The sequence below is a fragment of the Streptococcus sp. 1055 genome (genome assembly GCF_013276815.1).
Taxonomy (GTDB): Bacteria; Bacillota; Bacilli; order Lactobacillales; family Streptococcaceae; genus Streptococcus; species Streptococcus pseudopneumoniae.
The window spans coordinates 1-10758 of record NZ_VMLT01000126.1 but is presented as its reverse complement, the minus strand read 5'-3'; the positions used below and the strand labels follow the sequence as shown (position 1 = coordinate 10758).

Annotated in this window: 5 protein-coding genes and 2 pseudogenes; 4 read left to right on the top strand and 3 right to left on the bottom strand. The window is 39.6% G+C overall.

Annotation, left to right across the window (positions count from 1 at the left end):
* Together HT699_RS10155 and HT699_RS10150 are read left to right on the top strand one after the other, a co-directional pair.
* Window positions 1–215, top strand: a pseudogene (locus HT699_RS10155) (hypothetical protein); the annotation flags it as partial.
* Window positions 216–264: 49 nt separating this feature from the next.
* Window positions 265–1531: pseudogene (locus HT699_RS10150) on the top strand (transposase).
* 90 nt (window positions 1532–1621) lie between these two features.
* Here HT699_RS10150 and pyk read toward each other — a convergent pair.
* From pyk to HT699_RS10135, 3 genes are all read right to left on the bottom strand, one after another.
* Window positions 1622–3127: a pyruvate kinase gene (gene pyk, locus HT699_RS10145; RefSeq protein WP_001042822.1), complete on the bottom strand. Its 1506-nt coding sequence runs from the start codon at window positions 3125–3127 to the stop codon at window positions 1622–1624.
* Between the two features lie 58 nt (window positions 3128–3185).
* A complete protein-coding gene (gene pfkA / locus HT699_RS10140) occupies window positions 3186–4193 on the bottom strand; it encodes a 6-phosphofructokinase (protein ID WP_000820864.1) in 1008 nt (335 codons plus the stop codon).
* Window positions 4194–4275: 82 nt separating this feature from the next.
* Complete coding sequence (locus HT699_RS10135; protein ID WP_172934339.1) at window positions 4276–7377, bottom strand: DNA polymerase III subunit alpha; 3102 nt, start codon at window positions 7375–7377, stop codon at window positions 4276–4278.
* 347 nt (window positions 7378–7724) lie between these two features.
* Between HT699_RS10135 and HT699_RS10130 the strand changes: the two genes are divergently transcribed.
* Together HT699_RS10130 and HT699_RS10125 are read left to right on the top strand one after the other, a co-directional pair.
* On the top strand, window positions 7725–9998 hold the full coding sequence (locus HT699_RS10130) for a Xaa-Pro dipeptidyl-peptidase (RefSeq protein ID WP_172934338.1): 2274 nt from the start codon (window positions 7725–7727) through the stop codon (window positions 9996–9998).
* Window positions 9999–10014: 16 nt separating this feature from the next.
* Window positions 10015–10485, top strand: coding sequence for an arginine repressor (locus HT699_RS10125; RefSeq protein WP_023934390.1), 471 nt, complete (start codon window positions 10015–10017; stop codon window positions 10483–10485).
* Window positions 10486–10758: the final 273 nt, after the last annotated feature.

Here is a 10758-nt window from a genome sequence, read left to right as displayed (position 1 = left end):
CAAAACACTGTTTTGAGGTTGTATATGAAACTGACGAAGTCAGCTCAAAACATAGTTTTGAGGTTGTAGATGAAACTGACGAAGTCAGTAACCATACCTACGGTAAGGCGACGCTGACGTGGTTTGAAGAGATTTTCGAAGAGTATTACCTTCAAGAAGCTCCATTGATGCCCCACCACCGCGTCACAAATACCTACACTGACACAAAAAGGTGACATAGCCACCTTTTTGGGCTCTATAATATTTGTAGTGGGTAAATCCCCTATGGATATCATTAATAAGGATACATACAAGGAACTCATCGCCAAACTGGACTATGAAGCTCCATCTTGTCCTGAGTGCGGAAGTCAAATGAAGAAATATGACTTTCAAAAACCTTCTAAAATTCCTTATCTTGAAACGACTGGTATGCCTACTAGAATTCTCCTTAGAAAGCGTCGTTTCAAGTGCTATCATTGTTCTAAAATGATGGTCGCTGAAACTTCTATCGTCAAGAAAAATGACCAAATCCCTCGTATTATCAATCAAAAAATTGCGCAAAAGTTGATTGAAAAGACTTCTATGACCGATATTGCCCATCAGCTGGCCATTTCAACTTCAACTGTCATTCGAAAGCTCAATGACTTCCACTTTGAGTGTAATGTTAGAAATCTGCCTGAGATTATGTCTTGGGACGTTGAAACAGTCCGGGGAGTGACTGTTTCAATCGGGAGATGGAGATGAGCTTCATTACGCAAGATTTTAACAATCTCAATATCATCACTGTTCTTGAGGGAAGAACACAAGCTATCATTCGTAATCACTTTCTTAAGTATGATAGAGCTGTCCGATGTCGCGTCAAAATTATTACTATGGATATGTTTAGCCCTTATTATGCCTTGGCTAAACAGATTCGCTTTCAAATTTCTAGGCTCAGGCTGAAACAGTCTCCCAGACTGTTTCACTCCCGAATGCTAAAATCGTTCTAGATCGCTTTCATATTGTACAACATCTTAGCCGTGCTATGAGTCGTGTGCGTGTCCAAATCATGAACCAATTCGATAGAAAATCTCATGAATACAAGGCTATCAAGCGCTACTGGAAGCTCATTCAACAGGATAGTCGTAAATTGAGTGATAAACGTTTTTATCGCCCTACTTTTCGTATTCACTTGACCAATAAAGAGATTCTTGACAAGCTTTTGAGCTATTCAGAAGACTTGAAACACCACTATAATCTCTATCGGCTCTTACTTTTTCACTTCCAGAATAAAGAGCCTGACAAATTTTTCGGACTCATTGAGGACAATCTAAAGCAGGTTCATCCTCTTTTTCAGACTGTTTTTAAAACCTTCCTCAAGGATAAAGAAAAGATTGTCAACGCCCTTCAACTACACTATTCTAACGCCAAACTGGAAGCGACCAATAATCTCATCAAACTTATCAAGCGCAATGCCTTTGGTTTTCGAAACTTTGAAAACTTCAAAAAACGGATTTTTATCGTTCTGAATATCAAAAAAGAAAGGACAAAATTTGTCCTTTCTCGAGCTTAGCTGACTTCAACCCACTACAGTTGACAAAGAGCCAAAAAAAGCCTATCACACAAGCTCTAAAGCTGGATATGATAGGTTTTTATATTTTTCTTAACGTACTGTGCGGATACGCATTGTATTTGTACGAACAGCTTCTCCTACTGGTACACCAGCAACGATAACGATATCATCGCCTGACTCAACGAGACCTGCTTCTACCGCTTTACGTTCAGCGATTTCGAACATATCGTCAGTTGAAGATGGAGCATCTGTCAACATTGGGATAACACCCCAGTTCAACATCAATCCACGTTCTGTCAATTCATCAAATGTCAATGCTAAGATGTCAGCATTTGGACGGTATTTAGAAATCAAACGTGCAGTATGACCTGTCTTAGTAAGAGTTACAACCAATTTGATATCCATTGAGTTAGTAGCATCTTTAACAGCTGAAGCCATTACTTCTGTCTTAGAGTTACGTTCAAATGAATCTGAATCCAAACGTCCGTATTCATTAAGAAGAGTTTGAGCGTTCTTGTCTATTGTAGCCATTGTAGTTACTGACTCGAGTGGGTATTTACCGTTTGCAGACTCGCCTGACAGCATTGTAGCGTCAGTTCCGTCGATAACAGCGTTGAATACGTCTGATACTTCTGAACGAGTTGCACGTGGTTTTTCAGTCATTGTTTCAAGCATGTTTGTTGCAGTGATAACAACTTTACCTGCAGCATTGACTTTCTTGATAATCATTTTTTGGTAAACTGGAACCATTTCGAATGGTACTTCGATACCCATATCACCACGAGCGATCATGATACCATCAGCTGCTTCGATGATTTCATCCAAGTTATCGATACCTTGTTGATTTTCGATTTTAGCGAACAATTGAACATGCCCGTTTCCAGTTTCTTCACAGATTGCACGAACTTCGTTCACGTCTTTTGCAGTACGTACGAATGAAATCGCAATAAAGTTGATACCTTGTTCAAGACCAAAGCGGATATCGTCGTTATCACGTTCAGCAAGGGCTGGGAAAGGAATTTTAGTGTTAGGAATATTCACACCTTTTTGTTTAGCGATGATACCATCGTTTTCAACTTCCACTTCAAATTCACGAGTTGCGTCATCTTTAGCAACCACACGAAGACCAAGTTTACCGTCGTCAACCAACACTTGACGACCAACTTCAACATCATCATAGATATCCAGAGCACCAGCAACGTTCAATGCAATCACTTCACGAGTTGATTTGATTCCTTGTTTAGTTGCAACACGGATTTTCTCACCAGTTTTGTATGAATACTCTTTAGCTTCACCTTCGAACAATTCTGTACGGATTTCTGGTCCTTTTGTATCAAGAAGGAAACCAACTTTTTTACCTGCAAGTTTTTCAGCAAGTTTAACAGTTGCCATACGCTCACCTTGTTCTTGGTGGTCACCGTGTGAGAAGTTGAAACGGAATGTGTTAGCACCAGCTTCAATCAATTGAGCAATGTTTTTAGCTGAAGCTTCAACATCAAGTTTTTCACCCCAGTATCCGTCCTCACCGAATTTTTTACCACCACGGATTTCTACCGCAGGACCCAAAGTTGCAACGATTTTTACACGTTTGTTCATGATTTTTGTGACTCCTTTATAGATATGACCTTTTTGGTCTTATTAACTAAATTGTAAATTATGACAAGCTCTTATTCAAGCTAGATAGCTCAATATCGGCTTTGTGTGGGTTGTTAACTACAATCTTACCTTCTGCAGTAAGGCTAAACAATGCTCCTTCTTCTGCCGTTCCAAGAATTGGGTTTTCAACCATTTTCTCGTTACGGATACCAACCGCAACACCACCAATACCTTCTTTAAGAAGTTTAACAGCATGGGCACCCATACGTGACGCCAATACACGGTCACGCGCAGTTGGAGAACCACCACGTTGAATATGTCCAAGTTCTGTCACACGAAGGTCGCTTGTATCTCCAGCTTCTTTAAGTTTTTGACCAAATTCAGCTGCTGACATCACACCTTCAGCTAAGACGATGATATTGTGTTTTTTACCACACTCATAACCACATTTAATGCTTTCTACGATGTCTTCAATCTTGAATCCTTCCTCAGGAATGATGATTTCATCTGCACCAGTTGCAATACCAGCCCAAAGAGCGATATCACCAGCGTTACGTCCCATAACTTCAATAACAAAAGTACGACGGTGACTTGATGATGTATCACGAATCTTATCAATAGCATCCATAGCAGTTGTAACCGCTGTGTCAAAACCGATTGTAAAGTCAGTACCAACGATATCGTTATCGATTGTACCTGGAAGACCGATAGCAGGGAAACCATGCTCAGTCAAACGCATAGCGCCGTGGTAAGAACCGTCTCCACCGATAACAACTACACCTTCAATGCCGTGTTTTTTCAATTGCTCAATCCCTTTTAGTTGCCCTTCAAGTTGAGCGAACTCTGGGTAACGAGCTGAGTGAAGGAAAGTACCACCACGAGAAATGATGTCTCCTACTGAAGCTGCATCTAGGGGATGAATTTCACCGGCAACCATACCAGCATATCCGTCATAGATACCAAACACTTCCATTCCTTCTGAAATTGCTTGACGAACAACTGCACGGATAGCAGCGTTCATACCAGGGGCGTCTCCACCACTAGTCAAAACAGCAATACGTTTCATATTGGTTTATGCTCCTTTTTCTTTTAACAGTCTTCTTGATTATACCACATTTGATTTTAAAATTCTTCTATTTTCCGTATTTTTAGCGATAAATCGTTTTCATAACGATTTCATTCAATTTCTCCTCTAATTCATCAGATTTAACTACAAAATAATGGGGAGAAACGATGGTTTTCTGTTCCTCCTCATACCGGATGATGACTGGGATTGAGCCTTTAAATTGTTCTAAAATACGTGAAATTTCTTGATCCGATTCATGATTTTTCACCTGTATCCAAAAGCGTTCAGCAACTGCTTCTCTTATTTCTTGTGCAATCATTTGCAGACGGCCATCACGTGATTGTATTTTTCCTTTTATATAGTAGAAGGCTCCCTCTTTTATTTCCTGTCCAACCTGACGATATAAGTCTGAAAAGAGAGTGACGTCCAATTTTTTCTTACTATCATCTACCTGTAAGAAGGCCATATTTTCACCCTTTTTGGTACGAATCACTTTTATTTTCTGAACTTCAACCAAAATAATAGCATAGCTATTTTCTGACAAATTTCCGATTGGGGTAATTGGGTAAATAGCTTTACTTGCGATAGTTTGTAGTGGATGTTTGCTGACACCTATCCCTAAAAGCTCTTGTTCCATATAGAATTTTTCTTGTTCCGTCCAATCCTCCGATTCCTGCCAACTATAAATAGTATCTCCAAATAAACTTCCCAACTCTTTCACAAATTCAAATAGATTGGCTAAGTTATTAAATACTTTTTGACGATTTTTTTCAAATAAATCAAAAAGACCAACTTTTACCAAAGGTTCTAGCAGAGGTAGTTTCAGATAATTCTCAGGTAATTTAGCTATAAAATCTTCAATGTTAGAATAGGGTCTATTTTCAATAATCCAGAGAGCTAAATCATTACTGACTCCCTTAATCGATTTCAATCCTAGATAGATGGACTTGTTGGCAATTTTATCGTGATAGGGAATGGTGTTGATGGACAGAGGAGCCACTTCAAAGCCTGCTTCAAGTGCATCTATTAAGTAATCACTGTTGGCAGAATTCAACATGACCTGATAAAAAATGGCTGGATAATGCGTTTTGAAATAAGCCAACTGGAAGGCCAAAGCTGAGTAAGCATAGGCATGTGACCTGTTAAAACCATAACCTGCAAACTTCTCCATGACATCAAAGACCTGCTCTGCTTTTTCCACAGTATGACCAGCTTCTAAGGAGCCTTGAATAAAGGAAGCTCTCATCTCATGCATGGCAGAAGCATCCTTTTTCCCCATAGCTCGACGCAAAATATCGGCCTTCCCAAGACTAAATCCAGCAAACCGCTGAGCTACCTGCATAACCTGCTCCTGATAGAGCATTATGCCGTAGGTTGGAGCCAAAATATCCTCCAGTACTGGATCCAGAACAGTCACTTCTTCCTGCCCATGCTTTCTTGCCACAAAATTATTGATATAGTCACTAGCACCTGGTCGATTTAGGGAAGTAGTTGCTACAACATCTTCAAAACAGACTGGTTGCACACGCTTAAGCAGACGAATGGCACCAGGTTGTTCAAATTGAAAGATACCTTTTGTATTGCCAGAAGCAAATAAAGCTAACGTTTCTTTGTCTTCCAAATCAATCTCGTTGATAACTATCTTAACACCTTCTGTTTCTGCAAGTAATTCTTGCATCTTCTGGACAAAGGTCAAATTTCGTAGTCCCAGAAAGTCCATCTTCAAAAGACCGCTAGCCTCAACTCCATGAGCATCATACTGAGTCAGTGGAATTTCATCACCATGCTTTAGAGGAATGTAATTGGTCAAATCTTGGTCGCTAATCACAACACCAGCTGCATGGACAGAGGTTTGTCTTGGATAGCCCTCTATCTTGCAAGCAATCTCAAAGGCTTTTTGGTATTCTAACTTACTATTAATTTGCTGACGAAACTGGAGATTGCCCTCATAGGCTGACTTGAGATTATCACGGAAACTGATTTTCTTGGTAATTGCGGATAATTCATACTCTGGAACACCAAAGCGTTTCAAGACATCACGCAGAGCTTGCTTGGCACCAAAGGTAGAAAAAGTAACGATTTGTGCCGCATGTTTACTGCCATATTTATTACCAACATATCTGATAAAATCTGGACGATAAATATCTGGGATATCAATATCAATATCAGGCATGGTATAGCGTTCACGATTGAGAAAGCGTTCAAAAATCAGATTTTTCTCTACTGGGTCAATCCCTGTAATATCTAAGGCATAAGAAACCAAGCTACCAACTGCAGAACCCCTTCCCATTCCCATATAGTAGCCATTCAGTCGTCCAAAACGCAACAAATCCCAAACAACCAAGAAATAATCATCAAATCCCATATCATGAATAACAGCCAATTCTTGGTCTAGACGGTCTTGATATTCTTTACTAGTCAATCCCTTCTGAGCAAGCCCAAGCTCAGCGCGTTCTCTCAACTCTTCTACTGCTGGTCTAGCTGGGTTAAAACGAGGCAGTTTCAGACTCGTATCCAAGTCGTAAGAAATGCCTGAAATCAGCTTTTCTAAATTGTCTAAGGCTTGCGGAAATCGTTCTAGGAATAATTTCTCTAAAGAACTTTCTGATATAAGGACATCTTGTCGTGAGCGCAAGGGAACTTCTCTAAGCGGTAGGTTTTCTTTAATCGCTGTTAAAACTTGAAGAACTTCTCTATCCCTGCTTTCAAAAGCATTGACCCGATAGAGGGGCAAGATTGGATGATAAAATTCGCTTGCTGGTGTTTCCGGATAAACCCCTATATAGTAATCACAGCCTAGATTTAGAGACTCAAATCCATCAAAATAAGGCACAATTACCGCAATATCATTTAAGTACTGAGATAAAACCGACCAATTTTTCTCCCCCTGCATCTTGGCTGTCGAAAGCTTCATCAACTGCTGATAGCCCACACTAGATAAAGCTAAAAAGCGCAGATTCACTTCCTGAGCATCCACAAACACAGTCATTTCAAGCCCTAATAAAGGATGAATGCCATATTTTTTTGTAACCTCTAGAAAGTCAAAAGCACCATAAAGATTGTCAATATCCATTATAGCCAGATGAGTGTAGCCGAATTCTTTAGCTGCTCTCACATACTTTTCAATCGAAATGACGCTTTCCATAAAACTATAGACTGTTTTTGTATCTAGTTGTGCGATCAATTTACACTTCTCCTCTATCCTTCTCACTATATTATACCATTTTCACCTATAAAAGGCTTCTCTTGAGAAAAATTTCATCAGCTTACTAATTTACTTTCTATTCATTTGTATTTTTGTCATCGTTTTTATATTTATACTATATTATATATAAAAAATAGAAAACATACAATATAAATCTCCTAGAATTTTTATATTATACCCAATTATATCTATTATTACTCTGTTCTCTATATTGAATTTAGTACTTTATTCATTTTTATTGGATTATTTCCTTTTGAAGTTAACAATTCCCTTTCTGCTTTTTTTTTGATATAATAACCTTAACTGTCATTCTATATGGAGGTTCTATGCGTTTTAATCAATATAGTTATATCAATTTTCCAAAAGAAAATGTCTTATCTGAACTAAAAAAATGTGGCTTTAATTTACAAAATACAGCCAATCACAAAGACTCACTTGAAACCTTTTTACGTCGTTTCTTTTTCACTTATCAAGACACCAACTACCCACTTTCCATCCTAGCAGCTAATAAAAAAACAGACCTGCTGACATTTTTTCAATCAGAAGATGAACTGACAGCAGATATTTTTTATACTGTTGCTTTTCAACTTTTAGGCTTTGCTTATTTGGTTGACTTCGAAGATAGTGACGTTTTTCGTAAAGAAACTGGATTTCCCATTATATATGGTGACTTGATTGAAAATCTCTATCAGTTACTCAATACTCGCACCAAAAAAGGAAATACTCTTATCGACCAACTTGTTAGTGATGGTCTTATTCCGGAGGATAATGACTACCACTACTTTAACGGCAAGAGTTTGGCTACTTTTTCTAGCCAGGATGTCATTCGTGAAGTCGTTTACGTTGAGTCTCGTGTCGATACTGACCAAAAAGGGCTACCAGACCTAGTAAAGGTTAGCATTATTCGCCCTCGTTTTGATGGAAAAATCCCTGCCATCATGACAGCCAGCCCTTATCATCAGGGAACCAATGACAAGGCTAGTGACAAGGCTCTCTACAAGATGGAGGGCGAGCTTGAGGTTTCTCTTCCTCACAAGATTGAGCTAGAGCAACCTCAACTAAATCTCGTCCAACCCCAAGGTAAAGCTGAGCTTGTAGCAGAGGCTGAGGAAAAGCTAACTCACATCAACTCTAGCTATACACTCAACGACTACTTCCTTCCACGAGGTTTTGCCAATCTCTATGTTTCAGGTGTTGGTACCAGAGACTCTACTGGTTTCATGACTAATGGCGACTACCAGCAAATCGAGGCTTATAAAAATGTCATCGATTGGCTTAACGGCCGTTGCCGTGCCTTTACTGATCACACGCGCCAGCGTCAAGTCAAGGCTGATTGGTCAAACGGAAAAGTTGCTACAACGGGACTTTCCTATCTAGGTACCATGTCCAATGGTCTTGCGACTACAGGAGTCGATGGTTTAGAAGTTATCATTGCCGAGGCAGGAATTTCATCATGGTACAACTACTACCGTGAAAACGGTCTGGTGACTAGCCCAGGTGGTTATCCAGGTGAGGACTTTGACTCCCTTGCTGAGTTAACCTATTCTCGTAATCTCTTAGCTGGCGACTATATCCGTGGCAATGAAGCTCACCAAGCTGACTTAGAAAAAGTGAAAGCTCAGCTAGACCGAAAAACTGGGGACTACAATCAGTTTTGGCATGACCGCAATTATCTGCTCAATGCCCATAAAGTAAAGGCAGAGGTTATCTTTACTCATGGTTCTCAGGATTGGAATGTCAAACCACTTCATGTTTACCAGATATTCCATGCTCTTCCTACTCATATACACAAGCATCTCTTTTTCCATAATGGTGCCCATGTTTACATGAACAATTGGCAATCAATTGACTTCCGTGAGTCCATAAATGCCTTATTAACCAAGAAATTACTAGGACAGGAAACAGACTTTCAACTTCCTACTGTTATCTGGCAGGACAATACAGCTCCACAGACTTGGTTATCACTTGATAACTTCGGTGGGCAAGAAAACTGTGAAACCTTCTCACTTGGTCAAGAAGAGCAAGTTATTCAAAACCAGTACTCAGATAAGGATTTTGAGCGCTATGGTAAGACCTACCAAACCTTCAATACAGAACTCTATCAAGGGAAAGCTAATCAGATTACTATTGACCTTCCTGTGACCAAGGACATTCATTTAAACGGTCGCGCTCAGCTCAATCTTCATATCAAATCCAGCACAAACAAGGGGCTTTTATCTGCTCAATTACTGGAACTTGGTCAAAAGAAATACTTACAGCCTTATCCAGCTGTTTTAAGTGCTAGAACCATTGACAACGGTCGCTATCATATGCTGGAAAATCTCTGTGAACTGCCATTTAGACCAGATGCACAACGAGTCGTGACAAAAGGTTACCTTAATTTACAAAATAGAAATGATTTACTGTTAGTAGAGGATATTACTGCAGATGAATGGATGGATGTGCAATTTGAACTGCAACCAACTATTTATAATCTAAAAGAAGGAGATACTCTTCGTTTAGTCCTCTATACGACTGACTTTGAAATCACCATCCGTGACAATACCGACTACTACTTGACTGTCGACCTCGCTCAGTCCACGCTTACCATACCTTGCTAAAAGGAGTTACATTATTATGAATAAATCAGAACACCGCCACCAACTCATACGCGCTCTTGTCGCAAAAAACAAGATTCATACACAGGCTGAATTGCAGTCCCTTCTTGCTGAGAACGACATTCAAGTGACCCAGGCAACCCTCTCACGCGACATCAAAAATATGAACCTATCAAAAGTCCGCGAAGAAGATAGCGCTTATTATGTTCTTAACAATGGTTCCATCTCAAAATGGGAAAAACGTCTCGAACTCTACATGGAAGACGCCCTTGTCTTGATGCGCCCAGTTCAACACCAAGTCCTACTAAAAACCCTTCCTGGACTGGCTCAATCCTTTGGTTCTATCATTGATGCTTTGAGCTTCCCTGACGCTATCGCTACCCTTTGTGGTGATGATGTCTGTCTTATCATCTGTGAAGATGCAGATGCTGCTCAAAAGTGCTTTGAAGAACTGAAAAAATTCGCCCCACCATTTTTCTTTGAAGAATAATAAATGACTACAACTAACAATTATGCTTCAAAAAACCTGGTAGAAAGTCTTTAACATCAGAAAACGCATAATATCAAGTGTTGAAAACCCTTGATATTATGCGTTTTGCTTTATCCTAGGAAGATTTATACTCTTCAAAAATCTCTTCAATCCGCATTAACATCGCCTTGCCGTAGGTATGGTTACTGACTTCGTCAGTTTCATCTACAACCTCAAAACCATGTTTTGAGCTGACTTCGTCAGTTTCATCTACAACCTCAAAACCATGTTTTG